The organism is Pseudomonas sp. 32_A, from assembly GCF_017490905.1.
Classification (GTDB): domain Bacteria; phylum Pseudomonadota; class Gammaproteobacteria; order Pseudomonadales; family Pseudomonadaceae; genus Aquipseudomonas; species Aquipseudomonas inefficax.
Genome location: NZ_JAFGYI010000004.1, coordinates 119,128 through 145,179, shown reverse-complemented (window position 1 = coordinate 145,179; position 26,052 = coordinate 119,128). Strand labels below are relative to the sequence as shown.

Below are 26,052 nucleotides of genomic sequence, written 5' to 3'. Positions count from 1 at the left end.
AAATTCTCGAATTCCAGATACGCCAACGCGGGAGCAAGCCCCCGCGCGGTGACATCCTACCAGCTCACCGCCAAACGACGGTGAACTGGCCGACAACATGCAGGGATTACTGCTTGTTGTTGTCTTTCACTTCTTCGAACTCGGCGTCAACCACGTCATCGTGCTTGGCTTCCGGCTCGGCCTGCTGCGCGCCACCCTGAGGCTGTTCAGCCGACTGCTCGGCGTACATCTTCTGGGCAACCGGTGCCGAGACCTTGGACAGCTCTTCGACCTTGGCATCGATGGCAGCCTTGTCGTCGCCTTTGACAGCGGCTTCCAGGGCAACAACGGCAGCCTCGATGGCCGTTTTCTCTTCAGCGGTAACCTTGTCACCAGCGTCCGCGACCATCTTGCGGGTCGAGTGAACCAGCGCATCACCCTGGTTACGGGCAGCGGCCAGCTCTTCGAACTTGCGGTCTTCCTCGGCGTTGGCCTCGGCGTCACGCACCATGCGCTCGATCTCTTCGTCCGACAGGCCAGAGTTGGCCTTGATCACGATCGACTGCGACTTGCCGGTGGCCTTGTCCTTGGCGCTGACGTGCAGGATGCCGTTGGCGTCGATGTCGAAGGTTACTTCGATCTGCGGCACGCCACGTGGAGCCGGCGGAATGTCAGCCAGGTCGAACTTGCCCAGCGACTTGTTCTGGGCAGCCTGCTTGCGCTCACCCTGCAGCACGTGAATGGTCACGGCACCCTGGTTGTCGTCGGCAGTCGAGAACACCTGCGACTTCTTGGTCGGGATGGTGGTGTTCTTCTCGATCAGCGAAGTCATCACGCCACCCATGGTTTCGATACCCAGGGTCAGCGGGCTGACGTCCAGCAGCAGTACGTCCTTCACGTCACCGGCCAGTACGGCGCCCTGGATGGCAGCACCCATGGCCACGGCTTCGTCCGGGTTGACGTCCTTGCGCGCTTCTTTACCGAAGAAGTCGGCAACGGCTTTCTGTACCAGCGGCATACGGGTCTGGCCACCGACCAGGATCACGTCGTCGATCTTGCCGGCATCGATGCCGGCGTCCTTCAGAGCGATACGGCAAGGCTCGATGGTACGGGCAACCAGGTCTTCGACCAGCGACTCCAGCTTGGCGCGGGAGATCTTCACGTTCAGGTGCTTCGGACCGGTAGCGTCTGCAGTGATGTACGGCAGGTTGACGTCGGTCGACTGAGCGGAGGACAGTTCGATCTTGGCCTTTTCAGCGGCTTCTTTCAGACGCTGCAGTGCCAGCGGATCGTTCTTCAGGTCCATGCCGGACTCTTTCTTGAACTCGTCGACGAGGTAGTCGATCAGGCGCATGTCGAAGTCTTCACCACCCAGGAAGGTGTCGCCGTTGGTAGCCAGTACTTCGAACTGATGCTCTCCGTCGACTTCGGCGATTTCGATGACCGAAACGTCGAAGGTACCGCCACCCAGGTCATAAACGATGACAGTGTGGTCGCCCTTGGCCTTGTCCATGCCGTACGCCAGTGCAGCGGCAGTCGGCTCGTTGATGATGCGTTTTACGTCCAGGCCAGCGATGCGACCGGCATCCTTGGTGGCCTGACGCTGGCTGTCGTTGAAGTAGGCCGGAACGGTGATGACCGCTTCGGTAACTGGCTCGCCGAGGTAGTCTTCGGCGGTCTTCTTCATTTTCTTCAGCACTTCGGCGCTGATCTGCGGCGGCGCCATGTCCTTGCCGCTGGCCTGCACCCAGGCGTCGCCGTTGCTGGCCTTGACGATCTTGTATGGCACCAGCTTGATGTCTTTCTGCACGACGTCTTCTTCGAAGCGGCGGCCGATCAGGCGCTTCACTGCGAACAGGGTGTTGTGCGGGTTGGTGACAGCCTGGCGCTTGGCCGACTGACCGACCAGGATTTCGCCGTCGTTGGCGTAGGCCACGATCGAAGGGGTAGTACGCGCGCCTTCGGCGTTTTCGATGACCTTGACGTTACCGTTTTCCAGGACGGAGACGCACGAGTTGGTGGTCCCCAGGTCGATACCGATGATTTTGCCCATGTTAACTCTCCCGAAACTTGAATTTGGTAGCAGCGACTACTTTGGCCAACTGCGGTAATACTTGAACGCTTGACACCTAGATGGGGATGCCCCGGAGGATTTCAAGCCTTCTCATTGATCGAGGGTTGTGGCGCGCTCGGCGCCTTGCTGACCACCACCATGGCGGGGCGCAGCAGGCGGCCGTTGAGCAGGTAGCCCTTCTGGAACACGTTCAGCACGCTGTTCGGCTCTACTTCGGCGTTTTCCTGCATGGCCATGGCCTGATGGTGCTCAGGGTTGAACGGCTGGCCATGCGGGTCGACCGCTTCGAGGTTGTAGCGCTTGAGGGTGTCCTGGAACATCTTCAGGGTCAGCTCGACACCTTCGCGGATCTGCTTGACGTGCTCGTCTTCGGCACTCGAATGGGCCAGGGCCAGTTCCAGGCTGTCGATCACCGGCAGCAGGTCGCTGGAGAACTTCTCCAGGGCGAACTTGTGGGCTTTCTCGACATCCTGCTCGGCGCGACGGCGCACGTTCTGCAAGTCGGCAACGGCGCGCAGCGACTGGTCCTTGGCGGCGGCCAGCTGTTCCTCGAGTTCCAGAACACGGGCGTCAGCAGTGGTTTCTGCACCGGTTTCTTCAACGTTAAGGTCTTTTTCGTTCAGCTGCTCGTCAGCCATGGGGTCTCTCCTGCGCAATTTTCTGGACTGCGAGCCAGGCTCGCCTTGGATGTCGGCTATATGGGGCCGGAAAAACCAGCTTCAAGGGGCAAGGTGCTTTCCGCACCGAACAGAATCTGCCGAGGGGCATTGGCAGGCCTGAAAAAAGTACTGTATAAATAACCAGACCTGACTTTCGGGAGCGGCCCCATGCTGGTGCACCTGTCCATTCACAACTACGCCATCGTCGAGCACCTCGACCTCGAGATCGCCCGTGGCATGTCCGTCATCACCGGCGAGACCGGCGCCGGCAAATCGATCATGCTCGATGCCCTCGGCCTGGCCCTGGGTGACCGGGCCGACAGCGGCGTGGTGCGCCCTGGTACGGACAAGGCAGACATCCTCGCCACCTTCGACCTGGTGGACATCCCCGAAGCGCATACCTGGCTGGCCGAACGCGACCTGGACAACGACGGCCCGTGCATCCTGCGCCGAGTGATCACCGCCGAAGGCCGCAGCCGTGGCTACATCAATGGCACGCCCTGCCCGCTTGGCGACCTCAAGGCGCTCGGCGAGCTGCTGATCGACATTCACAGCCAGCACGAGCACCAGTCGCTGCTCAAGACCGACACCCACCGCCGCCTGCTTGACGAGTATGCCGGCGCCGTCGACCTGGCTCGCCAGGTGCAGCTGGCCGCCAAGCGCTGGAACCAGACCCGCCTGGAACTGGAGCGCCTGTCCAATTCCGGTGACGAGCAACGCGCTCGCCATCAGCTGCTGAGCTATCAGCTGGAGGAGCTGGACAACCTCGGCCTGGGCGAACACGAGCTGGAGCAGCTGGAGCAGGAACACAAGAACCTGACCAGCGCCGAAGCGCTGTTCGCCATCTGCCGCCAGGTCATCGACCAGTGCAGCGAAAGCGATTCGGGCAACGTACTCAGCGCCCTCACCTCCAGCCTCAACCGCCTGGGCGCCGCCACCAACTCGCCAAAGGCATTGGGCGAAGCGGCCAACCTGATCGCCAGTGCGCAGATCCAGGTCGAGGAAGCCGTGGGCGAGCTCAACCGTTTCCTCGACAACTTCGACGCCGACCCCATGCGCCTACAGGCGCTGGAAGAACGCCTCGACACTATCTATACGCTGGCGCGCAAGCACCGTGTGCACCCGGCCGAACTGCCCCACCTGCAGCAGCAGTTGATGGAAGAGCTGGAAAGCCTGAACGCCAGTGACGAGTCGATCGAGCAGCTGGGTGAAGAGCTGGCTGCCTTCGCCCAGCATTACCAAGAGAAGGCCCGCGAGCTCAGCGCCCTGCGCCAGCAGGCCGCGCAGCAGCTGGCGGTGGCCGTCGAACAGGAAATCCAGCGCCTGGGCATGCCCGGCGGGCGCTTCTGCATCGCGCTCACCCCCAACGAAAGCGCAGACCTGTCACCCCATGGCCTGGAGCAGATCGAGCTACTGGTCAGCGCCAACCCCGGCCAACCGCTCAAAGGCCTGGCCAAGGTCGCTTCAGGTGGTGAGCTGTCGCGCATCAGCCTGGCGATCCAGGTGATTACCGCGCAGACCTCGCGCATTCCCACCCTGGTGTTCGACGAAGTCGACGTCGGCATCGGCGGGCCTACCGCCGAAATCGTCGGCCAACTGCTACGCCGCCTGGGCGAGCGCGGCCAGGTGCTGACCGTAACCCACCTGCCGCAAGTGGCGGCACAGGGGCATCACCACCTGTTCGTGCACAAGGTGCGCAATAGCGACACTACCCACACCGCCGTGGCCAGCCTGGGCAAACGCGAGCGGGTCGAAGAGGTGGCGCGGATGCTCGGCGGCATCGACCTGACCAAGGAATCCCTGGCGCATGCGCGAAAGATGGTGGTGAGCGGCAAGGCCTGAGCCTTAATTTTTCAGGCTATTCGCGGGCAAACCCGCTCCCACAGGATATTCGCAATACCTGTGGGAGCGGGTTTACCCGCGAAGAGGCCGAAACAAACGACACACCTCCCAGCCCCAGAAAGCACAAAGGCGACCCGAAGGTCGCCTTTGCCATCCATAACGATTAAATCGTTACTTCTTTTTACGCACGTACAGGACCAGATTGTGGTCCACCAGCTCGTAGCCATGCTCGGCCACGATTTCGCGCTGGCGCTTCTCGATTTCGGCATCCATGAACTCGATGACTTCACTGGTCTCCACGTTGACCATATGGTCGTGGTGACCGCCATCGGCCAGTTCGAACACCGCATGACCGCCGTCGAAGTTGTGGCGAACCACCAGACCCGCCGCTTCGAACTGGGTCAGTACGCGATAGACGGTGGCCAGGCCCACGTCCTCGCCAGCCTCCATCAGCGCCTTGTAGACATCCTCGGCGCTCATGTGACGCTGCTCGGTGGAGTCGAGCATCTGAAGGATCTTGACTCGAGGCAGGGTCACCTTGAGACCGGCTTTGCGCAATTCGCTATTTTCAACCATGGTCAGCTTTCTCGCCGATGCTGCTTCGCAGCTTCTCTTAATACGGGTATGATCGGGGTTTACGTTGTCCAGCCAAGATAGTGGAAGTCGCCCACCGATGCAAAACACCAAGCTCTTGCTAAACAGCCTCGCCCTCGCGGGACTGCTCGCACTCGCCGGTTGCTCGTTTCCCGGGGTTTACAAAATCGACATCCAGCAGGGCAATGTCGTTACGCAAGACATGATAGACCAATTGCGCCCCGGAATGACCCGCCGGCAAGTAAGGTTTATCATGGGTAACCCGCTGATCCAGGACACCTTCAACACCAACCGTTGGGATTACCTGTACAGCCTGCAGCCAGGCGGCGGCAAACGCCAGCAAGAACGCATGAGCGTGTTCTTCAACGAAAGCGATCAGTTGGTCAGCCTGTCTGGCGACTTCATGCCAGGCGTCAGCCGCGACCAGGAAATCCTCGGTGGCAGCAGCGACACCACGGTCAGCCCGGCCAACCAGCCAGAGCAGCCAACCGTGCAGCCTGAAGAAAAACCGGCCAAGCCAGGCTCGGTGGAAGAATCCATCCAGCGCGAGATCGACACCATCGAGACCACCCCGGTCCCGACTCCGGCTCCACTGGAAACCTCGCCTCAATAAGCGGCGAGCAGATACAAAAAAGCCCGGACCTGGTCCGGGCTTTTTGTTGCCGCTTTTTCAGTCAGGTATTCAGCTGCTTGGCGCGCTGGCAGAACGCATCCACCAGCGTGTTCGCCGCCTGGTTGAACAGCGGGCCCAGGGTGGCGCGCACCAGCGGGCCGGCATAGTCGAACGACAGGTCCAGGCTGATTTTGCAGGCTTTGTCACCCAACGGTTTGAACACCCACAAACCATGCAGCTGGGTGAACGGCCCCTCTTCCAGGTTCATCTCGATGGACTGCCCCGGCACCAGCACGTTGCGCGTGACGAAGTGCTGGCTCATGCCACCCTTGGCCACTTCGAGCTTGGCGCGCATGTGCGTGTCGCTGGCTTCCAGCACCGTGGAATCGGAGCACCAAGGCAGAAATTCCGGGTAGCTGGCGACATCATTGACCAGGTCATACAGCGCCTGGGCGGGGTATGGCAGCAGGGCGGAGCGTTGAATATGGGTAGTCATCCAGGCGTCACTTCCAAGGCTGGGTGGCGTCGCTTCGCAACGCGCCGAAAACATTTTCTGTAGCTATGACAGCGTCGGTATTGTCCGGTATTCATTGCAGTGGCTCAAGCACACCGAAATCCCATAGCGGACGACGCGCCGACTTGCCTATAATGCCGCCCCTATGGCTAAGCAAAAAAAACATCCGACCGGGACCATCGCGCAGAACAAGAAAGCGCGACACGATTACTTCATCGAACACAAGTTCGAGGCCGGGCTGGTCCTGTCCGGCTGGGAAGTAAAAAGCCTGCGAGCCGGCAAGGCTCACCTGACTGACAGCTACGTGCTGCTGAAGGACGGTGAGGCCTGGCTGTTCGGCAGCCACATCACCCCGCTGACCACGGCCAGCACCCACGTCATCGCCGACCCCATCCGCACCCGCAAGCTGCTGCTGAACAAGCGCGAGCTCGAGCGCCTGGAAGCGGCCGTGGCACAAAAGGGTTACACCTGCGTGGCCCTGTCGCTGTACTGGAGCAAGCACCTGATCAAGTGCGAAATCGCACTGGGCAAGGGCAAGAAGGAATTCGACAAACGCGACACCGTGCGCGAGCGTGATTCCAACCGCGAGCTGCAGCGGGCTGTGCGGAACAAGGGCAAGGAAGAGTAATAGCTCTTCTTTGGCCTGTTCCGGCCTCTTCGCGGGTAAACCCGCTCCCACAGGATTAACACTGAGTTCAGATTCGGTGCAATCTCTGTGGGAGCGGGTTTACCCGCGAAGATGCCAGCACTGCCAGTACAAATCTCAGCGCCCGCTACGCCGCTCCGCCCGCGCCACTCGCTGCGCTTCTTCGTGCGCCTCTTCCAGCACCTCCTGCACATACAGAATGTGCCGGCTGGAAACTTCCCGAGCATCCTCCGCCCGGCCCTCGACTATCGCCAGGTACAGCTCCCGGTGCTGGCTGATCAGCATGTCCCGGGTCTCGGTCCGTTGCTGGTACATGCCACCGATGTTGGTTACCACGTTGCGCTTGAGCAGGTCGAACAAGCCCCGAATAGTGTGCAGCAGCACGGCATTATGGCTGGCCTCGGCAATCGCCAGGTGAAAGCGCGCATCGGCCGCGCCCTCTTCCGCCCGGGTCACTTCGTCGGCCCTGGCATAGCAGTCCTGCAGCGCATCGAAGGCCGCCTTGAGCCGCGCGCGGTCCGGCTGGGTGGCGCGCTGGGCCGCGTAGTAGGCGCAGGACGCTTCCAGCGTATGGCGAAACTCGAGCAGGTCACGCTGCGCCTCGGCACTGTGCTCGAGCAGCTGCAGCAACGGGTCGCTGAAAGTGGACCCCAGAGACTCGGCAACAAAATTGCCCCCACCCTGGCGGCTGACCAGCAGCCCCTTGGCCACCAGCTTCTGGATCGCCTCACGCAGTGACGGGCGGGACACGCCGAACTGCTCGGCAAGGACGCGCTCGGCCGGCAACCGCTGCCCCGAGGTCAGCGTGCCTTCCAGAATCATCCCTTCCAACCGATCGACGATGTCGTCGGACAGGCGCCGTTGGCGGACCTGATCAAAAACCATCACATGCTCTCCACAAACCCCCGGCAATTTCAGGGGTGGCTATTCTCGCCGATCCAGGTCACGCAAACACCCACCAGGCGACGATTTTCCCAGCTCATCAGGCGCCCGCTCATCGGCACGCGACCAAAGTTTTGCACGGGACAAATTGACACACCCACGAAGACGCTTTTAACCTAGCGCCCAGTCATTGTAAATTGGTCTTACCAATTATCCAATGCCAGTGCCTGACCAACAACAATTAGGGGCCACCCCATATGCAAACCTGGCAACAAATCTATAGCCCGCTTGGTAGTCTTGGCCTGTCCGCACTGGCGGCGGTCATTCCCATCGTCTTCTTCTTCCTTGCCCTCGCCGTGTTCCGCCTCAAAGGCCACGTGGCCGGCAGCATCACCCTCGCATTGTCGATCCTGGTGGCAATCTTCGCCTTCCAGATGCCTGTCGACATGGCCTTCGCCGCCGCGGGTTATGGCTTCCTGTACGGCCTCTGGCCGATTGCCTGGATCATCGTTGCCGCGGTGTTCCTGTACAAACTCACGGTCAAGAGCGGCCAGTTCGAAGTGATCCGCAGCTCGGTACTGTCGATTACCGACGACCAGCGCCTGCAAGTGCTGCTGATCGGCTTCTGCTTCGGTGCCTTCCTGGAAGGTGCGGCGGGCTTCGGCGCACCGGTGGCAATCACTGCCGCGCTGCTGGTGGGCCTGGGCTTCAACCCGCTGTACGCCGCCGGCCTGTGCCTTATCGCCAACACCGCGCCGGTGGCCTTCGGCGCCTTGGGCATCCCGATCATCGTGGCCGGCCAGGTCACCGGCATCGACGCCTTCCACATCGGCGCCATGACCGGTCGCCAGCTGCCGCTGCTGTCGCTGTTCGTGCCGTTCTGGCTGGTGTTCATGATGGACGGCCTGCGTGGCGTGAAAGAAACCTGGCCTGCCGCCCTGGTCGCCGGCCTGAGCTTCGCGGTTACCCAGTACTTCACCTCGAACTTCATCGGCCCGGAACTGCCGGACATCACCTCGGCCCTGGCCAGCCTGATCGCCCTGACCCTGTTCCTGAAAGTCTGGCAGCCCAAGCGCTCGTTCGCCGAAGCCAAAGGCAGCGTCGGCGCCGCCGTGGTACAACCAAGCGGCAGCCAGCCAAGCCCCTACAGCTTTGGCGAAATCTTCAAAGCCTGGTCGCCGTTCCTGATCCTCACCGTGCTGGTCACCATCTGGACCCTGAAGCCGTTCAAGGCGGCCTTCGCCCCAGGCGGCGCGATGTACAACTTCGTGTTCAACTTCGCCATCCCGCACCTCGACCAACTGGTGATCAAGACCGCGCCGATCGTCGCCGCGCCAACCGCCATGCCAGCGGTGTTCAAGCTCGACCCGATCTCTGCCACCGGCACCGCGATCTTCCTCTCGGCGCTGATCTCCATGGCCGTGCTGAAGATCAACTTCAAAACTGGTCTGACCACTTTCAAGGAAACCTTCTGGGAACTGCGCTGGCCAATCCTGTCGATCGGCATGGTGCTGGCCTTCGCCTTCGTCACCAACTACTCGGGCATGTCCTCGACCATGGCCCTGGTGCTGGCCGGTACCGGTGCCGCGTTCCCGTTCTTCTCGCCGTTCCTCGGCTGGCTGGGTGTGTTCCTCACCGGTTCCGACACCTCGTCCAACGCCCTGTTCAGCTCGCTGCAGGCCACTACCGCGCACCAGATCGGGGTCAACGACACCCTGCTGGTAGCGGCCAACACCAGCGGCGGCGTGACCGGCAAGATGATCTCGCCGCAGTCGATCGCCGTGGCCTGCGCCGCCACCGGCCTTGTCGGCAAGGAATCCGACCTGTTCCGCTTCACCGTCAAGCACAGCCTGTTCTTCGCCACCATCGTCGGCCTGATCACCCTGATCCAGGCCTACTGGCTGACCGGCATGCTGGTTCATCACTAAAGTGAAAGGGGCCGGGCGCCATGGCGCGCCCGGCAATCCCCACAAGCAACGCTGCGAGAATCCATGATCATTTCTGCCTCTACCGACTATCGCGCCGCGGCCCAACGCAAGCTGCCTCCCTTCCTGTTCCACTATGCCGACGGCGGCGCCTACGCCGAGCACACCCTGCGCCACAACGTCTCGGACCTGGCCAGCATTGCCCTGCGTCAGCGCGTGCTGAAGAACATGTCCGAGCTCAGCCTTCAGACCAAGCTGTTCGACGAAACCCTGAGCATGCCGGTGGCCCTGGCCCCGGTCGGCCTCACCGGCATGTACGCCCGCCGTGGCGAAGTGCAGGCAGCGCGCGCGGCGGCGGCCCACGGCATTCCGTTCACCATGTCGACGGTGTCGGTGTGCCCGATCGAAGAAGTCGCCCCGGCCATCGACCGGCCGATGTGGTTCCAGCTGTACGTGCTCAAGGACCGCGGCTTCATGCGCAACGCCCTGGAGCGGGCCAAGGCCGCCGGGGTCAAGACCCTGGTGTTCACCGTCGACATGCCGACACCCGGCGCCCGCTACCGCGACGCCCACTCCGGCATGAGTGGCAAGAACGGCCCGCTGCGTCGCGTGCTGCAAGCCATGACCCACCCCGAGTGGGCGTGGGATGTCGGCGTTATGGGGCGCCCACACGACCTGGGCAACATTTCCACCTACCGTGGCAACCCCACCGGCCTTGCCGACTACATCGGCTGGCTGGCCAACAACTTCGACCCGTCCATTTCCTGGAAAGACCTGGAATGGATTCGCGACTTCTGGGACGGCCCGATGATCATCAAGGGCATCCTTGATGCCGATGACGCCCGCGATGCGGTCCGTTTCGGCGCCGACGGCATCGTCGTGTCCAACCACGGCGGCCGCCAGCTCGACGGCGTGCTGTCCAGCGCCCGCGCCCTGCCGGCGATTGCCGACGCGGTCAAAGGCGAGCTGAAGATCCTTGCCGACTCCGGCATCCGCAGCGGCCTCGATGTGGTGCGCATGATCGCCCTGGGCGCCGATACCGTACTGATCGGCCGCGCCTTCCTCTACGCCCTTGCCGTGCACGGCCAGGCCGGGGTGAAGAACCTGCTGGAGCTGTTCGAGAAGGAAATGCGCGTAGCGATGGTGCTGACCGGCGCCAAGTCGATCAGCGAAATCACCCGCGACTCGCTGGTACGCGAACTGGGCGCCTGAGCGCCCGCAAGAACGACCGCCTGATTGACCCGGGGCATGTGGCGCACAGACGCCACAGCCCCGCGAGGAGACTGCATGAGCCTGCCCGCCGCATTCCTGCGTGATGCCGAGCGCCTGATCCCCGCCGAACGCCGCTTCGACGACCCGACCTCCACCCTGGCCTTCGGCACCGACGCCAGTTTCTACCGGCTGATCCCCAAGCTGGTGGTACGCGTCGAGTCCGAGGACGAGGTGGTCGGCCTGATCAAACTGGCCCAGCGCGAGCGGGTGCCGGTCACCTTCCGCGCCGCCGGCACCAGCCTGTCCGGCCAGGCCATCAGCGACTCGGTACTGATCGTGCTGGGCGATAACTGGAACGGCCGCGAAATCCGCGGCCAAGGCGAGCAGATCCGCCTGCAGCCCGGCGTCATCGGCGCCCAGGCCAACGCCTGGCTGGCCCCCTTCGGGCGCAAGATCGGCCCCGACCCGGCGTCGATCAATGCTTGCAAGATCGGCGGCATCGTCGCCAACAACGCCAGCGGCATGTGCTGCGGCACCGCGCAGAACACCTACCATACCCTGGCCGGCCTGCGCCTGGTGCTGGCCGACGGCACGCGCCTGGACAGCGAAGACTCGGCCAGCGTTGCCGCCTTTGAACGCAGCCATGCCGACCTGCTGGCAGCATTGGCCCAGCTGGGCCGTGAAACACGCGCCAACACCGCCCTGGCCGAGCGCATCCGGCACAAATACCGGCTGAAGAATACTACCGGCCTGTCGCTGAATGCGCTGGTGGATTACGACCAACCCCTGGATATCCTTCAGCACCTGCTGGTCGGCTCCGAAGGCACCCTGGGCTTCATCAGCGCCGTCACTTACGACACCGTGCCCGACCACCCGCACAAGGCCAGCGCCCTGCTGGTGTTCCCCAGCGTGGAAAGCTGCTGCCGCGCGGTGACCGTGCTCAAGCGCCAGCCGGTTTCTGCGGTAGAACTGCTCGACCGCCGCAGCCTGCGCTCAGTGCAGGACATGCCCGGCATGCCGCTGTGGGTAAAAGGCCTGTCGGACAATGCCTGTGCCCTGCTGATCGAGTCCCGCGCCGCCAGCCAGAGCCTGCTGCATGAACAGCTGCCACAGGTGATGGCTTCGATCGCCGACTTCCCGCTGGAACAGCAGGTGGACTTCAGCGAAGACCCGGTCGTGTACAACCAGCTGTGGAAGATCCGCAAGGACACCTTCCCCGCCGTCGGTGCCGTACGCCAGACCGGCACCACTGTCATCATCGAAGACGTCACCTTCCCCGTCGAGCAACTGGCAGAAGGCGTCAACCGCCTGATCCAGCTGTTCGACAAGCACCGCTACGATGAAGCGATCATTTTCGGCCACGCCCTGGAAGGCAACCTGCATTTTGTCTTCACCCAGGGCTTCAACAGTGCCGAGGAAGTCGCCCGCTACCAGGCCTTCATGGACGATGTGGCGCAACTGGTGGCGGTGGAGTTCGGCGGCTCGCTCAAGGCCGAACACGGCACCGGGCGCAACATGGCACCGTTCGTGGAGCTGGAGTGGGGCCATGACGCCTACCAGCTGATGTGGAAGCTCAAGCGTCTGCTCGACCCCAACGGCATTCTCAACCCCGACGTGGTGCTGAGCGAGGATCCGGACATTCACCTGAAGAACCTCAAGCCGCTGCCCGCTGCCGACGAGATCGTCGACAAGTGCATCGAATGCGGCTTCTGCGAACCGGTTTGCCCGTCCAAAGGCCTGACCCTCAGCCCGCGCCAGCGCATCGTCATGTGGCGTGACATCCAGGCCAAGCAGCGCGCCGGCATCGATACCCGTGAACTGCGCCAGACTTACCAGTACCAAGGCATCGACACCTGCGCCGCGACCGGCCTGTGCGCCCAGCGCTGCCCGGTCGGCATCAATACCGGCGAACTGGTGAAAAAACTGCGCAGCCAGGCCGCCGGGCACGAAAAAACCGCCGACTGGCTGGCCGAACACTTCCACACCGCCCTGGGTGGCGCGCGCTTGACCCTGACCGCCGCCAACACCGCCCGCAAGCTGCTCGGCGCCCCACGCCTGGGCCGCCTGAGCGCCTCGCTGAACAAAGCCAGCAAAGGCCGCTTGCCGCAGTGGACCCCGGCGATGCCACAACCCTTGCGCCCACTGGACTTCGGCCCGGCCAGCAACGACGCCCGCCCTCGGGTGGTGTACCTGGCCGCCTGCGTCTCGCGGGTGATGGGCCCGGCCTATGCCGACCGCGAGCAGAGCTCGCTGCTGGACAAGACCCGCGCCCTGCTGGAAAAGGCCGGTTACCAGGTGGTGTTCCCCGACAACGCCGACAACCTGTGCTGCGGCCAGCCGTTCGCCTCCAAGGGCTACCCCGAGCAGGCCGAACACAAGCGCCAGGAACTGATCGCCGCTCTGTTGCACGCCAGCCGCGGCGGCCTCGACCCGATCTACTGCGACACCAGCCCCTGCACCCTGCGCCTGGTGCAGGATCTGGGCGAAAGCCGGCTGGACCTGTACGACCCGGTGCGCTTCATCCGCACCCACCTGGTCGAGCGCCTGGAGTTCACCCCCCAGGACGAGCCGGTGGCCGTGCATGTGACCTGCAGCACCCAGCACCTTGGCGAAAGCCAGGCGCTGATCGACCTGGCGCGGCGCTGCAGCAAGCAGGTGGTCATCCCGGAAGGCATCCATTGTTGCGGCTTCGCCGGCGACAAAGGCTTCACCACCCCCGAGCTGAACGCCCACTCGCTGCGTAGCCTGAAGGATGCGGTGCAGTATTGCAGCGAAGGCATCTCCACCAGTCGCACCTGCGAGATCGGCCTGAGCAGCCACAGCGGCATCGACTATCATGGCCTGGTCTACCTGGTCGACCGCGTCACCCGCCCCCGCAGCATCTGACCCTGTGGGAGCGGGCATGCCCGCTCCCACCGGTACAGCGCACACCACGAGCCAACCCAATTCCATGTGGGAGCGGGTTCACCCGCGAACACCGGCAAAGCCGGTGCCATCCCCACCATCATTCCACCCCTTCACCATCCCGATTGAACCCCCGCCAATCCCCCACAGTCCACCCTTACAGGCCCACCCTCCAGAGGCCCAGAAGGAGACTCCCATGAAAGGTACCGCGCTTTCGGCCCTGTTCGCGGCCGCGACCCTGCTGGCTTCCCCGGTGTTTGCCGCCGAAGACCTGTGCACCACCAATCTGCAAAAGATCGACGACAGCATGGCCACCGCCGGGGCCACCTCCGAAGGCCTGGACAAGGCCATCACCGAGCACGTCGACAAAGCCAAGGCTGCCCAGGCCGCAGGCGACACCAAGGAATGTATCGCCATCACCAGCAAAGTGCTGGAGCGCCTGGAAAAAACCGAGAAAGGCAGCGGCACCAGCGGCGGTGGTAGCGGCGCGTGAGGCCAGAAAGCGGGCGATCGGGCCGGCAGTCGACGTCGCCCGCACAATGGCGTATACTCCGCATCACGTGCCGTAAGGTGCGTTAGCCAAGAGCTAGTGTGGGGCCGATTAGGATTCGACGCCGGTAGCGAAACTCTAGGTGCATGCCGAGTTGGTAACAGAACTCGTAAATCCACTGTTGCAACTTTCTATAGTTGCCAATGACGAAAACTACGAGGGCTACGCTCTCGCTGCGTAAGCAGCTGAGCCCGCTCTCCTGGTAGCTTCGGCTCCAGCAATCATCAGGGGATGCCTGTAAACCCGAAATGATTGTCATACAGAACAGGATCGTCGTGTAGCACGTTGGGGGCAAAGCGACTAAAACTTACCCAACTCGTCCAAAGCACCCTGCCCGTCGGGCGGCTGCGGATTAACTCAGTAGACACGGCTAAGCATGTAGTACCGACAGCGGAGTACTGGCGGACGGGGGTTCAAATCCCCCCGGCTCCACCAAATGATCAAACAAAGACGTCCACGGACGTCTTTTTTTGTGCCTGCGACCCAGCAAATACGCGGCCTCCAGCGTTTTTGCGGTCTTTTGAGAGTTTTTGAGTTCCAGCCATTCTGGTATTCCAGACGGTATTCCAGCCCATCCGGTGCTAATCTTTGGAATACCGAATCAGTGCTTGAGGACAATCTCATGCCTGCTCAAAACCTCCGCCTCTCCGATCGACAGCTCAAGGGAGTCAAACCCGCGTCCAAGGATTACGTCCTCACTGACGGTGACGGTTTACAGCTCCGCGTACGCAGCAACGGCTCGTTGCTGTGGAATTTCAACTACCGCGAACCGGTGACCAAGAAGCGCATCAACATCGGCTTTGGGACCTACCCCGAACTGTCACTAGCCAACGCACGAAAGATGGCAGTCGATGCACGCGAGTTGCTCGCCCAGGGCATCGATCCGAAGGTGCAACGCAATACGTTGAATGAAGCCAAGCGCGCAGAAACGGAACACACCTTCGAGAACGTGGCTACCGCCTGGTTCGAGCTCAAAAAAGACTCGGTTACCCCGGCCTACGCCGAGGACATTTGGCGGTCGCTCACGCTGCACGTGTTCCCCGATATGAAGACGACCCCACTCGCGAAAATCACTGCGCCGATGGTGATCGGACTGCTTCGCCCAATCGAAGCGAAAGGCAGCCTGGAAACGGTCAAGCGTCTCAGCCAGCGGCTAAACGAGATCATGACCTACGGCGTCAACTCCGGCCTGATCTTCGCCAACCCGCTCACCGGCATCAGGGCAGTATTCAAGAAGCCCAAGAAAGAGAACATGGCTGCGCTTCCGCCAGAAGAGCTCCCCGAGCTCATGCTGGAGATCGCGAACGCCAGCATCAAACGCACTACCCGCTGCCTGATCGAATGGCAGTTGCACACGATGACTCGCCCCGCCGAGGCGGCAACTACTTGCTGGGCAGACATCGACTTTGAAAGGCGCGTTTGGACTATCCCTACGGAGCGGATGAAGAAGCGCCGCCCACATAGCATTCCTTTGAGTGATCACGCTGTCGCGTTGCTGGAGTCACTGAAGACTCACAGCGGCCATCGCGAATACGTCTTCCCGGCTGACAGAAACCCGCGTACTCATGCCAATAGCCAAACGGCCAACATGGCGTTGAAACGCATGGGCTTCCAGGATCGCTTAGTCAGCCACGGCATGCGCTCGATGGCCAGCACCATCTTGAATGAACATGGGTGGGACCCGGAGCTGATTGAGGTCGCACTGGCGCATGTCGACAAGGATGAGGTGCGCAGCGCCTACAACCGAGCCGACTACATCGAGCGCCGGCGCCCGATGATGGCTTGGTGGAGTGAGTACATCCAGAAAGCCGCCACCGGCAGCCTGCTCGCTTCAGCATATGGCCAAATCAGAGACAAGAACGTGGTGCCGATACGCTAGCGCTATGCAGGCGCATCAACGGCAGCAACAACAATTGAGCGTTCAAGATTCAGGGAAAGCAGCCTCGTTTATCCGCCTTTCAGCGCGGGTCCTTCCAAACAGGGCTGCAAAGCCGTCCTGTTTGGAAGGACCTAACTTTGAAGAGCTAAAAGCGACCACGTTGTCCAGGATTTACCACGGAATTCCAGCGGTGGATAACCGCTCTTAAAGTCAAAAGTGGCGCTGACTTTCGAACCTTGACTGCGTTTATCCACAGGCGTAGAACTGGCCGTGCAAGTGCTGTCGATGACAGCAACCCAGGTGGCCCGAGCCTTGAAGGTCACGCCGCTCTCGCGGTGGTTCTCCCCCAAATGGCGATTCGCATCCGGCAGCTCGCCCGGTCACCTCCCCGGTGATGGATGCCTACTTCAGATCATGGCCCTCGTGCGCCAGGCAACACCTCCTACTTCGCTGCCCTGCAGCAACCAATCCGCTTGGCCGAATCTTGCGCCAACCTGCGCCCGTCTCTTTCTCTGGAAAGAGACGGGCGCTTCTAGCACTGCTGCAGCCCTCATCGCACATGGCTTTGCGGCAATCCCCCTCGTGACAATCGGCGTGACAAACGCCGATGTCACCAGCAACAGCCATGTAGATGATGGTGCCGCAGACCAGGGAATGGACTGCACCTGACTGACAGTCAGGCATGCCCCGGTCATCGCACTGCTGCGTTCACCCGGCTCAGGATCTTCAGGCGTTGGTTTAGTCAGCCAGCACTGCCTCCACCCGCCCACCGGCAACGGTGTTAAGGAGGCCAGATCATGAGATGCCCTAGCTCCCGGACGTAAGGAGCCGCCAGTCCCGCGTAGTGGACATCCCCCACAGGTCGCAGGGGCCTTGATCCCTGATAACACTCAGCATTCTTGGCGGGATGACGTGGGGCGAGGATCGGAGATCGGACGATGAGGTGACCGACATGGCATTGGTGGGTAGACGCGATGGCCGCAATTTCGGCTACGGCAGGCAACTGAGCTACGCAGGACCGCAGGCGCTGAAAGACATGTTTGGCGGAGGCCACTACGGCACGGTCAAGGCGCACTGTGATCGGTGGCAGGCATTCGTGAAGTGGTGCCGCTCCGAACATGGGCCTGGTATTAATGATGCGCGGCAGATTGATCGGAAGGTGTTGGCTGACTATGCGGCGTATCTGCGCGACGTGGTTAGGAGCGGTGAGCTCGCTGTCAGCACCGCACAAAACCGGCTATCCAGCGTTAACAGGACCATGGCGGCGCTTCGCGCTGATCAGTTTGTGAAATTGCCAAGTCCGAGCAAGGCGTTGGGTATTCAGCGCACCGGGATTCGCCACTCAGTGCCGCAGGGCCAAGAACGCGAACAGGTTAAACAAATCGTCGATGCGCTTTGCCGCAATCATCAGCAACGGGCCGCCGCAATTGTTCTGTTGGCGCGAGCCACCGGCATGCGCTTGCGTGAGGCCATCTTGGCTGACCTGCCACGGCTATGCCGTGAGGCTAACGACCTAGGCAGGATTAACATTCAGGATGGCACCAAGGGCGGCCGCGCCGGCGCCTCGGCACCACGTTGGATTTCGATGGATGTGCATGTTCTAGGTGCGCTTAGATTTGCAGAGCGGGTGTTGCCTGAGGGCAGCCGCAACTTGATTGCGCCACACGAAAGCTACTTTGACGTTCTGCAGAACATCGTCCGCCCGGCACGGTACATCCTGCATGCACAGAACCTCAAAGGCTTCCATGAGCTACGAGCAGCTTACGCATGTGAGCGCTACGAGCAAATCACCCAACACCCCGCGCCAATCAGTGGCGGCCAATGTTGCCAGGTAGATAGGCACCTAGATCGTGAGGCCAGAAGGCAAATCAGCCATGAGCTGGGGCACGGTCGGATCAATGTGGTCGCGGCCTACATTGGAGGACGGTCATGAGCAAGCCATTCGATATGGAGTTATTCTTGGCTGGCGTGCTGACCGGGTCCCACACGACGCGACAACGCCATGTGCGACAGGCAATAATCATCCAGGCTGAAATTGCAAAGCGCTGGCAGCGAAAAACGCCTTGGGCTTGGCAGAGAAAGCACGTTGCTTGGTTTCTCGATCATCGTCTAGCCGAGCGCACTCAGGCGACGCAATACTACTAATTGCTGACAGTGCTGCTGCTCACTCGTCGACTAGAAAAATCATGGATTTTTCCCCGTTAGTGCGATTCAACGTGAGTTGGGCGAATGCTCTCTCACGATAGTTGATCACCGAACCGCTTCTCCATGCTATCCAACAACTGGTCACGAGCATCCTCTCCCCCCTAACCTAGCAGGCTGGTTCCCCATCCGCTTGCATCTCCACCGCCAAAAGCCCCTCTGCATTAGTTAAGATGCGCTCCTTAGCTTACACATGGGTGCGGAACAACCGCCCTAGCAGCGCTGCCATTCAGCGCTTTGATTTGGAGTATCTGCAGTTGAACCACGCGGTCCACAACAAACTGGTTTCATTTATCTGGTCGATTGCCGACGACTGCCTGCGCGACGTGTATGTACGCGGAAAATACCGTGACGTCATCCTGCCTATGGTGGTGCTGCGCCGGCTCGATGCCCTGCTGGAGGCGAGCAAGGTCAAGGTAATGGAAGAGCTAGCCTTTCAGCAAAATGAAATGAGCCAGACCGAATTGGACGACAGCGCCCTGCGTGCCGCTTCCGGTTATGTGTTCTACAACACCAGCAAGTGGACGCTAAGCCAACTGCAGAAGACCGCCACCAACAACCAGCAGATCCTCCTGAGCAACGTTGAGGAATACCTCGACGGCTTTAGCGACAACGTCAAAGACATCATCCGGCGCTTCAATCTCAAGTCACAGATGCGCCACATGGCCAGCAAAGATGTGCTGCTTGACGTACTGGAAAAATTCACCTCGCCCACCATCAACCTCACCCCGCACGACAGCGAAGACCCTCAAGGCAACCGCCTGCCAGCCCTGAGCAACTTGGGCATGGGCTATGTGTTCGAGGAGCTGATTCGCAAGTTCAATGAAGAGAACAACGAGGAAGCCGGCGAGCACTTCACCCCGCGCGAAGTGATCGAGCTGATGACCCACCTGGTCTTCGACCCGATCAAGGACCGCCTGCCCACCGTGATGACCATCTACGACCCGGCCTGCGGCAGTGGAGGCATGCTCACCGAGTCGCAGAATTTTATCGAAGAAAAATACCCGGACTCGGCCATCCAGCGCGACATTCACCTTTATGGCAAGGAGATCAACGACGAGACCTATGCCATTTGCAAGTCGGACATGATGATCAAGGGCAACAACCCTGCTCACATCCGCCCTGGCTCCACCCTTTCGGTGGACGAATTTGCCGGTAGCCGCTTCGACTTTATGCTGTCCAACCCGCCCTACGGTAAAAGTTGGGCCAGCGAACAGAAGTTTATCAAAGACGGTGGCGACGTGATCGACCCGCGCTTCAAGGTTAGCCTCGCAGACTATTGGGGAAAGACCGAGTTGCAGGACGCCACCCCGCGCTCCAGCGACGGCCAGTTGCTGTTTCTGATGGAAATGGTCAACAAAATGAAAGTTCCCGGCGACAGCGGCCTCGGCTCGCGAATCGCCTCGGTGCATAACGGCTCCAGCCTGTTTACCGGCGACGCCGGTGGTGGCGAGAGCAATATCCGCCGACATCTGATTGAAAACGATCTGCTTGATGCAATCATCCAGTTGCCCAACAATCTGTTCTACAACACCGGCATCACCACCTATATCTGGCTGCTCTCCAGCAACAAGCCGGCGCAGCGCCGAGGCAAGGTGCAACTGATCGATGCCAGCCTGCTTTACCGCAAACTGCGCAAAAACCTCGGCAACAAAAACTGTGAACTTGCCCCTGAGCATATCGAGCGGATCACCCAAACCTACCTCGACCTAGCCAGCTTCGACCGCCCGGCCGGTGGCGACGGCATTGCCGCGCAGGTGTTTGATAACCGCGACTTCGGCTACCACAAGGTCAGCATCGAACGCCCAGACCGGCGCAAGGCGCAGTTCAGCGCCGAGCGCATAGAAACCCTACGTTTCGATAAGGCTCTGCGCGAACCCATGCAGTGGATTTACCAAGAGTGGGGCGAGGCGGTGTATCAGGACGCTACCTTGACCACCCATGAAAAAGCCATCCTTGCCTGGTGTGAAGAACAAGGCCTGGAGCTCAACGCCAAGCAGCGCAAAAAGCTGCTGAGCCTGGAAACATGGGCCAAGCAGTCCCTGCTGGTCACCGTGGCCAACTACCTGATGCAAGCCATCGGCAGCGAGGAATATGACGACTTCAACCTGTTCGCCAAACAGGTGGACAAGGCGCTTAAACAACTGAGCAAAGAGGCCTGCATCAAGCTCGGTGCCAGTGAGCGCAATCAGGTGCTCAATGCAGTGAGCTGGTACGACGAAAACGCCGCCAAGGTCATCCGAAAGGTGGAGAAATTTGACCGCTCCGAGTTGGCCGCGCTGCTAGAGCGGCTGGACTGCCGCGAGGCCGACCTACCGGACTTCGGCTACTACCCCAGCGACAGGGCCGGCGAATTTATAACCTACGAATCCAATAGTGACCTGCGCGACAGCGAAAGCATCCCCCTGGCCGATTCCATCCACCGCTTCTTCAAGGCCGAAGTGGTGCCCCATGTCGCCGAGGCCTGGATCAATCTGGAGTCGGTGAAGATCGGCTACGAGATCAGCTTCAACAAATACTTCTACAAGCACCAAACTCTGCCCAGCATGCACGAAGTGGCTCGGAAGATAGTGGCGCTGGAGCAGCAGGCGGAAGGGTTGATTGCGGAAATTTTGGGCGTGCCTCTTGACGAGGTTTCTGGAGTCAAAAATGTCTAAATCTCTCAGATCTCTCCCGACCTATGAGAACTATCGCGACTCCGGCGTTGAGTGCTATGGAAGTGTTCCTGCACACTGGAAAACCCTGGCAAACAAGTACATTTTTGATCTTAAAAAAAATCTTGTTGGCAAGAATTCCAGCCGTTATACGCTTCTGTCGCTCACTCTAGGTGGAATTATCAAACGCGACATGGACAATCCAGAAGGAAAGTTTCCTGCAGAGTTTAATACCTACCAAGAGGTCACTCCTGGCGACTTTGTTTTCTGCTTGTTCGATGTCGAGGAAACGCCTAGAACCATTGGCCTTTCCTCGTTGCATGGAATGATAACGGGCGCCTACACGGTGTTCCGGCCACGCAAAAAATTTGACGAAGAATATCTTCAATACCTTTACCTAAGTCTTGACTCAGGAAAGCGACTGAGATTTCTGTACAAAGGCTTGAGAAACACCATCCCGAAGGAAGTATTTCTGGCTTTTAAATCACTCAATCCGCCAATTCAAGAGCAGAAGCTTATTTCTCGATTTTTATCTGTCAAAACTGCGCAAATTGATCAGGCGGTTCAGACCAAGGAGCGTCAGATCGAACTACTCAAAGAGCGCAAGCAGATACTGATCCAGCATACCGTAACCCGCGGTCTTAATCCGCGTGCCCCCATGCGGAACTCCGAAATCGAATGGATTGGCGAAATTCCGTCGCATTGGTCGATAAAGCGAGCCAAGTATATTTTCCGAGAAGTCGATGAGCGATCCCCCGACGGGCAGCAAGAACTTCTCTCAGTTTCTCATCTGACTGGGGTAACGCCTCGCTCAGAAAAGAATGTGACAATGTTTATGTCTGAGGATTATACCGGATCAAAGACCTGCCAAAAAGATGATCTTATATTCAACATCATGTGGGCGTGGATGGGCGCGCTTGGCGTTTCTGATCGGGCTGGCATTGTTAGTTCGGCCTATGGGGTTTACAGGCAACTGAATCACGGCACATTAAATCCGCAGTACCTTGAGATGCTCCTGAAAACCACGACTTATATTGCGCACTACAATAAAGTCTCAACGGGACTACACTCTTCACGCCTGCGCTTTTACAGCCATATGTTTATGTCTATGGAAATTGGTTTCCCAAGCCGTGAGGAACAGGACGCAATAGTGGCGCACCTTGGTCTTGAGTCGGAGAAGCTGAACAAAGCTCTCGATTTACTTGAACAACAAATCACCAAACTCAAAGAATACAAAGTCACCCTGATCAATAGCGCCGTGACCGGCAAGATCAAGGTGCCGGGCGTGTCGGAGCCGGAAACTCAAGATATGGAAGTGGCCTGATGGATGCCCAGCAGCAACTGCTTAGACGAGTATGCCGAACTGTTAGAAATGCAGCAGGCTGTCGCCCAGCTTTGTTAATGGTTTTGCTGTCGAGTGGATCCATGGGTTAGTGGTAAGTCAGGTGGGGTAGCGACGAATGTCTGCCCCCGTTGGCTGGGTAGTTATAGACATTTGCACCCTACGCCGGGCTAGCCTGGCAGAGATAGAAAGAACAGGCATAAGGAAGCCGGCATGGTAAGCAAGACCAACGAACAGGCGCTGGAAGCTGGCATCGAGAAATACCTCACAGGTACTTGCCTAGAAGAGCAGGCGCTGGTCCGTGACAGCGCGGCGCCAGTGCCGGCGGGCCACAACCACGGGTATCGACTTGGCCGAGCTCAGGATTTCAATGCCCACTATGCCGTGGATAGCCATTGCTTGTGGCAATTTTTTGAGGCCAGCCAAGGCGATGATTTGGATCGTCTCAAGCAGCGCTACGACGACTGGGATCTACGCATCCTCGAACGCTTCGACCGGCTGGCGAAGAAGTACGGTGTGCTTCACCTGCTAAAGCGCGGCCTGGCCATCGACGACGTGCACCTTAACCTGATGTACCCCGCGCCGCTTGCCAGCAGTTCGGAGCGAGTCAAACAGCAGTTTGCGGCGAATATCTTTAGCAGCACCCGCCAAGTGCGTTACTCCATGAGTAATCCACTGGAAGAAATCGACCTGGTGCTGTTTATCAATGGCTTGCCCTTCGCCACGCTGGAGCTGAAGAACCCCTGGACGGGCCAGAACGCCCGTTATCACGGGCAAAAGCAGTACAAGCAGAACCGCGACACAGACCAGCCGTTGCTGCAATTCGGCCGCTGCCTAGTGCACATGACGGTAGACACCGACGAGGTCTACATGACCACCAAGTTGGCCGGTGTCGCGACCTTCTTCCTACCATTCAACAAGGGCCATAACCACGGGGCTGGCAACCCACCCAACCCCGCCGGGCACAAAAGCTCCTACCTGTGGCAGGAGATTTTCAGCCGCGAAAGTGTGGCCAACATCATCCAACACTTCGTGCGCCTGGACGGCAGCAGCAAGATGCCACTGGCCAAGCGTACGCTGTTTTTCCCGCGCTACCACCAACTGGATGTGGTGCGCCGCCTAGTGGCGCATGCCAGCCAGCATGGCGTGGGTCAGCGCTACCTGATCCAGCACTCGGCCGGCTCAGGCAAATCGAACTCCATCACCTGGGCGGCATATCAGTTGATAGAAACCTATCCGGCGTCTCAGGAGGTGGTCGGCGCGCGCGCTCTAGATGTGCCTCTGTTCGACTCGGTGATTGTGGTTACCGACCGCCGCCTGCTGGACAAGCAATTGCGCGAGAACCTACGCGAGTTCTCCGAGGTGAAAAACATCATCGCTCCGGCGCTGAAGTCCTCCGACCTCCAGCAGGCGTTGGAGCAGGGCAAAAAAATTATCATTACCACCATCCAGAAATTCCCGGTGATCGTGGATGGTATCGACGACATGGCCGGCAAGCGCTTTGCCGTGATCATCGACGAGGCACACAGCTCGCAGGACGGTAGCAGCCATGGCACGATGAACAAGGTGATGGGCGGCGACGAGCAAGACGACACTCAGGAGAAGATTCTCAACGCCATCAAGAACAGCAAGATGCGCGGTAATGCCTCGTACTTCGCCTTCACCGCTACACCGAAGAACAGCACGTTGGAGAAGTTCGGCGAGCGGCAGGCCGATGGCCGCTTTGCGCCCTTCCACCTGTACTCGATGAAACAAGCCATTGAAGAGGGCTTTATACTCGACGTGCTGGCCAACTACACCACATACCGCAGCTATTACGAAATTCAGAAGTCCATTGAGGACAATCCGCTGTTTGACACGCTGAAAGCGCAGAAGAAGCTACGCGCCTATGTCGAACGCGACCAGCAGACCATCGACGTTAAGGCCGAGGTGATGCTGGAGCATTTTATTGAGCAGGTGGTCACGCCGAAAAAGCTCAAAGGCCAGGCCAAGGGCATGGTCATCACTCAGAACATCGAAGCCGCCATCCGTTATCACAAGGCCATCAGCCGCTTGCTGGCGGCGCGCGGCAACCCGTTCAAGGCGCTAATTGCCTTCTCCGGCGAAAAATTGGTTGATGGTATCGAATACACTGAAGCCGGCATCAACGGCTTCGCCGAAGCGGACACTCGTGACAAGTTCGAAACCGACGAGTATCGCTTGCTAGTGGTGGCCAACAAGTACCTGACCGGCTTCGATCAGCCTAAGCTGTGTGCCATGTACGTGGATAAGAAGCTGCAGTACGTGCTCGCCGTGCAAGCGCTCTCGCGCCTCAATCGTGCCGCTCCAAAGTGGGGCAAGAAGACTGAAGACCTGTTCGTTCTGGATTTCTTCAACCAGGTGGAAGACATCAAAGCCTCCTTCGACCCGTTCTACACGGCCACCAGCCTGTCCGGCGCAACGGATATCAATGTGCTGCACGAACTCAAGGACCAGCTGGACGAGGTCGGCGTATACGAGTGGCCGGAGGTGGAGGCATTCGCCACGCAGTATTTCGACAACGTCGATGCTGAAAAGCTGGCGGTGCTGATTGATATCGCCGCTGAGCGTTTCGACGTGGAACTAGAGCTAGAGGATGAGGCCAAGGTCGATTTCAAGATCAAGGCCAAGCAGTTCGTGAAGATCTACGGCCAGATGGCCTCGATCATGCCGTACGAGATTGTGGCCTGGGAAAAGCTGTTCTGGTTCCTTAAGTTCCTGATTCCGAAACTAAAAGTTCAGGACAAAGACGCCGACGAAATCGACGCTCTGCTCAACTCGGTTGACCTGGCGTCCTATGGGCTGGAACGGGTTAAGTTGAACCACAGCATTGGGCTGGATGACGCAGAAACCGAGCTGGACCCAGCAAACCCCAACCCGCGTGGGGTGCATGGCGGTGAACAGGAAAAAGACCCGCTGGACCAAATCATCCAGAGTTTCAACGAGCGTTGGTTCCAGGGCTGGGGGGTTACCACGGAAGAAAAGCGCGTAAAGTTTCTGAGCATTCTAAAAGGCATTCAGGAGCATCCCGACTTTGAGCCCAAGTACCAAAATAGCCAAGACGAAGACCATCGTGCACTGGCGTTTGAGAAGATTTTCGAGGAAGTCATGCTAATACGCCGCCGCCAGGACCTAGAGCTCTACCGCCTGGTAGCAAGTGATGCGGCGCTCAAGTCTTCGCTACAGCAGAGCATGAGGGGCATGCTGGACTGAGACATGTGCAAGCTCGGTGCGATTAAACATGTCCGGTCGATACGGCTAATACTGAGTCACAGACTTGGGACATTCATCGTGCGCAACGGTACTCCGATACAGGCTCACGGTGATCGACTCTTTGCAAAGTCAACAGAGGCTGGGCCTTCGCAGCGTTTCGACAAGTACATAACCTGTGTGAGCTTTGAACCTGCGGGTGGAGACATCCGTAGGGGACAACGACTCACAGCGGCTATGCAGAGACCTGACCAGGGACCGCTTTATGAAAGACAAAACCAATCTGACCAGGGCTGCGCACTACCTCTGCGCCTTGGGCAAAGCGCTGCTGGATGATGCCGAACTTGGCATTG

General features: G+C 59.7%; 18 protein-coding genes and 1 other RNA gene. 14 read left to right on the top strand and 5 right to left on the bottom strand.

Features of this window, described 5'->3' with window-relative positions; genetic code table 11:
• Positions 1 to 106 precede the first annotated feature (106 nt).
• Complete coding sequence (dnaK, locus tag J5M58_RS04270) at positions 107 to 2,032, bottom strand: molecular chaperone DnaK (protein WP_207877278.1); 1,926 nt, start codon at positions 2,030 to 2,032, stop codon at positions 107 to 109.
• A 101-nt stretch (positions 2,033 to 2,133) separates the two neighbouring features.
• Positions 2,134 to 2,691 (bottom strand): nucleotide exchange factor GrpE, encoded by a 558-nt coding sequence (gene grpE / locus J5M58_RS04265; protein WP_112249997.1) that lies wholly within the window; start codon positions 2,689 to 2,691, stop codon positions 2,134 to 2,136.
• 189 nt (positions 2,692 to 2,880) lie between these two features.
• Between grpE and recN the strand changes: the two genes are divergently transcribed.
• Positions 2,881 to 4,554 (top strand): DNA repair protein RecN, encoded by a 1,674-nt coding sequence (gene recN / locus J5M58_RS04260; RefSeq protein ID WP_112249995.1) that lies wholly within the window; start codon positions 2,881 to 2,883, stop codon positions 4,552 to 4,554.
• 171 nt (positions 4,555 to 4,725) lie between these two features.
• Here recN and fur read toward each other — a convergent pair whose 3' ends face one another.
• Positions 4,726 to 5,130, bottom strand: a complete 405-nt coding sequence (gene fur, locus J5M58_RS04255; RefSeq protein ID WP_015271870.1) for a ferric iron uptake transcriptional regulator — start codon at positions 5,128 to 5,130, stop codon at positions 4,726 to 4,728.
• A 97-nt stretch (positions 5,131 to 5,227) separates the two neighbouring features.
• On the opposite strand from fur, the gene J5M58_RS04250 reads away from it, so the two are divergent.
• Complete coding sequence (locus J5M58_RS04250) at positions 5,228 to 5,761, top strand: outer membrane protein assembly factor BamE (RefSeq protein ID WP_112249993.1); 534 nt, start codon at positions 5,228 to 5,230, stop codon at positions 5,759 to 5,761.
• Positions 5,762 to 5,822: 61 nt separating this feature from the next.
• Here the strand turns inward: J5M58_RS04250 and J5M58_RS04245 are convergent, their stop codons facing one another.
• Positions 5,823 to 6,257 (bottom strand): type II toxin-antitoxin system RatA family toxin, encoded by a 435-nt coding sequence (locus J5M58_RS04245; protein ID WP_112249991.1) that lies wholly within the window; start codon positions 6,255 to 6,257, stop codon positions 5,823 to 5,825.
• 163 nt (positions 6,258 to 6,420) lie between these two features.
• Here J5M58_RS04245 and smpB point away from each other — a divergent pair, with 163 nt between their 5' ends.
• Positions 6,421 to 6,903 carry an SsrA-binding protein SmpB gene (smpB, locus tag J5M58_RS04240; protein ID WP_112249989.1) on the top strand — a complete coding sequence of 161 codons (483 nt, stop codon included), beginning with the start codon at positions 6,421 to 6,423 and terminating at the stop codon, positions 6,901 to 6,903.
• Positions 6,904 to 7,038: 135 nt separating this feature from the next.
• On the opposite strand, the gene J5M58_RS04235 is transcribed toward smpB, so the two are convergent.
• Positions 7,039 to 7,806 carry an FCD domain-containing protein gene (locus J5M58_RS04235; RefSeq protein ID WP_013974301.1) on the bottom strand — a complete coding sequence of 256 codons (768 nt, stop codon included), beginning with the start codon at positions 7,804 to 7,806 and terminating at the stop codon, positions 7,039 to 7,041.
• A 254-nt stretch (positions 7,807 to 8,060) separates the two neighbouring features.
• On the opposite strand from J5M58_RS04235, the gene J5M58_RS04230 reads away from it, so the two are divergent.
• The 11 genes from J5M58_RS04230 (at position 8,061) to J5M58_RS04180 (ending at position 25,702) form a co-directional block, all read left to right on the top strand.
• The gene (locus tag J5M58_RS04230; RefSeq protein WP_015271872.1) at positions 8,061 to 9,731 is read left to right on the top strand and encodes a lactate permease LctP family transporter; all 1,671 of its coding nucleotides are present in this window, start codon (positions 8,061 to 8,063) and stop codon (positions 9,729 to 9,731) included.
• Positions 9,732 to 9,794: 63 nt separating this feature from the next.
• Positions 9,795 to 10,940, top strand: a complete 1,146-nt coding sequence (gene lldD, locus J5M58_RS04225) for an FMN-dependent L-lactate dehydrogenase LldD (protein WP_112249988.1) — start codon at positions 9,795 to 9,797, stop codon at positions 10,938 to 10,940.
• Positions 10,941 to 11,015: 75 nt separating this feature from the next.
• Complete coding sequence (locus tag J5M58_RS04220) at positions 11,016 to 13,826, top strand: FAD-binding and (Fe-S)-binding domain-containing protein (RefSeq protein ID WP_207877276.1); 2,811 nt, start codon at positions 11,016 to 11,018, stop codon at positions 13,824 to 13,826.
• 214 nt (positions 13,827 to 14,040) lie between these two features.
• Complete coding sequence (locus tag J5M58_RS04215) at positions 14,041 to 14,337, top strand: hypothetical protein (RefSeq protein WP_207877272.1); 297 nt, start codon at positions 14,041 to 14,043, stop codon at positions 14,335 to 14,337.
• A gap of 100 nt (positions 14,338 to 14,437) precedes the next feature.
• Positions 14,438 to 14,829, top strand: a transfer-messenger RNA (tmRNA) gene (gene ssrA, locus J5M58_RS04210).
• A gap of 187 nt (positions 14,830 to 15,016) precedes the next feature.
• Positions 15,017 to 16,273 carry an integrase domain-containing protein gene (locus J5M58_RS04205; RefSeq protein ID WP_207877270.1) on the top strand — a complete coding sequence of 419 codons (1,257 nt, stop codon included), beginning with the start codon at positions 15,017 to 15,019 and terminating at the stop codon, positions 16,271 to 16,273.
• 952 nt (positions 16,274 to 17,225) lie between these two features.
• A complete protein-coding gene (locus J5M58_RS04200; RefSeq protein ID WP_207877268.1) occupies positions 17,226 to 18,206 on the top strand; it encodes an integrase domain-containing protein in 981 nt (326 codons plus the stop codon).
• Positions 18,203 to 18,418 (top strand): hypothetical protein, encoded by a 216-nt coding sequence (locus tag J5M58_RS04195; RefSeq protein WP_207877266.1) that lies wholly within the window; start codon positions 18,203 to 18,205, stop codon positions 18,416 to 18,418. Before J5M58_RS04200 ends, J5M58_RS04195 begins: the two co-directional genes overlap by 4 nt.
• Before the next feature lie 314 nt (positions 18,419 to 18,732).
• Positions 18,733 to 21,132 (top strand): class I SAM-dependent DNA methyltransferase, encoded by a 2,400-nt coding sequence (locus tag J5M58_RS04190; protein WP_207877313.1) that lies wholly within the window; start codon positions 18,733 to 18,735, stop codon positions 21,130 to 21,132.
• On the top strand, positions 21,125 to 22,453 hold the full coding sequence (locus tag J5M58_RS04185) for a restriction endonuclease subunit S (RefSeq protein ID WP_207877264.1): 1,329 nt from the start codon (positions 21,125 to 21,127) through the stop codon (positions 22,451 to 22,453). Before J5M58_RS04190 ends, J5M58_RS04185 begins: the two co-directional genes overlap by 8 nt.
• Before the next feature lie 231 nt (positions 22,454 to 22,684).
• Positions 22,685 to 25,702, top strand: a complete 3,018-nt coding sequence (locus J5M58_RS04180) for a type I restriction endonuclease subunit R (protein WP_207877262.1) — start codon at positions 22,685 to 22,687, stop codon at positions 25,700 to 25,702.
• Positions 25,703 to 26,052: the final 350 nt, after the last annotated feature.

What these genes read in the sequence shown, in the direction of transcription:
- dnaK (WP_207877278.1), bottom strand. Translation starts at nt 2,032, where the DNA reads ATGGGCAAAATCATCGGTATCGACCTGGGGACCACCAACTCGTGCGTC.
- grpE (WP_112249997.1), bottom strand. Translation starts at nt 2,691, where the DNA reads ATGGCTGACGAGCAGCTGAACGAAAAAGACCTTAACGTTGAAGAAACC.
- recN (WP_112249995.1), top strand. Translation starts at nt 2,881, where the DNA reads ATGCTGGTGCACCTGTCCATTCACAACTACGCCATCGTCGAGCACCTC.
- fur (WP_015271870.1), bottom strand. Translation starts at nt 5,130, where the DNA reads ATGGTTGAAAATAGCGAATTGCGCAAAGCCGGTCTCAAGGTGACCCTG.
- J5M58_RS04250 (WP_112249993.1), top strand. Translation starts at nt 5,228, where the DNA reads ATGCAAAACACCAAGCTCTTGCTAAACAGCCTCGCCCTCGCGGGACTG.
- J5M58_RS04245 (WP_112249991.1), bottom strand. Translation starts at nt 6,257, where the DNA reads ATGACTACCCATATTCAACGCTCCGCCCTGCTGCCATACCCCGCCCAG.
- smpB (WP_112249989.1), top strand. Translation starts at nt 6,421, where the DNA reads ATGGCTAAGCAAAAAAAACATCCGACCGGGACCATCGCGCAGAACAAG.
- J5M58_RS04235 (WP_013974301.1), bottom strand. Translation starts at nt 7,806, where the DNA reads ATGGTTTTTGATCAGGTCCGCCAACGGCGCCTGTCCGACGACATCGTC.
- J5M58_RS04230 (WP_015271872.1), top strand. Translation starts at nt 8,061, where the DNA reads ATGCAAACCTGGCAACAAATCTATAGCCCGCTTGGTAGTCTTGGCCTG.
- lldD (WP_112249988.1), top strand. Translation starts at nt 9,795, where the DNA reads ATGATCATTTCTGCCTCTACCGACTATCGCGCCGCGGCCCAACGCAAG.
- J5M58_RS04220 (WP_207877276.1), top strand. Translation starts at nt 11,016, where the DNA reads ATGAGCCTGCCCGCCGCATTCCTGCGTGATGCCGAGCGCCTGATCCCC.
- J5M58_RS04215 (WP_207877272.1), top strand. Translation starts at nt 14,041, where the DNA reads ATGAAAGGTACCGCGCTTTCGGCCCTGTTCGCGGCCGCGACCCTGCTG.
- J5M58_RS04205 (WP_207877270.1), top strand. Translation starts at nt 15,017, where the DNA reads ATGCCTGCTCAAAACCTCCGCCTCTCCGATCGACAGCTCAAGGGAGTC.
- J5M58_RS04200 (WP_207877268.1), top strand. Translation starts at nt 17,226, where the DNA reads ATGGCATTGGTGGGTAGACGCGATGGCCGCAATTTCGGCTACGGCAGG.
- J5M58_RS04195 (WP_207877266.1), top strand. Translation starts at nt 18,203, where the DNA reads ATGAGCAAGCCATTCGATATGGAGTTATTCTTGGCTGGCGTGCTGACC.
- J5M58_RS04185 (WP_207877264.1), top strand. Translation starts at nt 21,125, where the DNA reads ATGTCTAAATCTCTCAGATCTCTCCCGACCTATGAGAACTATCGCGAC.
- J5M58_RS04180 (WP_207877262.1), top strand. Translation starts at nt 22,685, where the DNA reads ATGGTAAGCAAGACCAACGAACAGGCGCTGGAAGCTGGCATCGAGAAA.